Source organism: Microseira wollei NIES-4236, assembly GCF_020521235.1.
GTDB lineage: Bacteria > Cyanobacteriota > Cyanobacteriia > Cyanobacteriales > Aerosakkonemataceae > Microseira > Microseira wollei.
On record NZ_BLAY01000527.1, the window covers coordinates 1 to 557 of the forward strand.

The 557-nt window shown below is 45.1% G+C and carries 1 protein-coding gene and 1 pseudogene; both read left to right on the top strand.

All coding sequences use genetic code 11. The features are described from left to right. Positions 1-211, top strand: a pseudogene (locus MiSe_RS49680) (RNA-guided endonuclease InsQ/TnpB family protein); the annotation flags it as partial. Then, a partial coding sequence (locus tag MiSe_RS49685) for a transposase (RefSeq protein WP_226595002.1) occupies positions 141-557 on the top strand: 417 nt, incomplete at its 3' end. The pseudogene MiSe_RS49680 and the gene MiSe_RS49685, both read left to right, overlap by 71 nt.

Below are 557 nucleotides of genomic sequence, written 5' to 3' on the forward strand. Positions count from 1 at the left end.
AGGCAGGGGGTTTCCCAAATTTAAGAATCGCAGCAACTTCACTTCGTTCACTTATGCGATGGGAGTGAAATCCCAAGGGAGCAAGATTTATTTACCCAAGTTGGGATGGATGCGATTCTACAACTCCAGACCTGTTCCAGATGGGTTTGCTATTCCCCGCAGCAACACTCCGGCAACGCCAGGATGGTTGGTACGTATCGCTAAGAATTGAGGACAAAACCGTACCAGATGTAGTTTCTAGATCTTTAACCGAAGTCAGATCTATTGTCGGATGCGACTTAGGAATTACCAAACTCGTACACCTCTCTGATGGATATCAATTCTCCAATCCTAAGTTTGGTAATAACAAGAAAACTAGAGGTTTTCTCAAAATCAGACAACGACGGGTTAGCCGCAAAGTTAAAGGTAGCAAGAACCGAAAAAAGGCGTCCCAAAAAGTTGGACGCCTGCATAAAAAGATTGCGGATAAGCGACAAGCTCGCTCAATGGTGGATAGCAAAAACTATTACCAGCCGACAGGTGGATGCTATTGCCTTGGAGGATTTAAACGTCTCCGG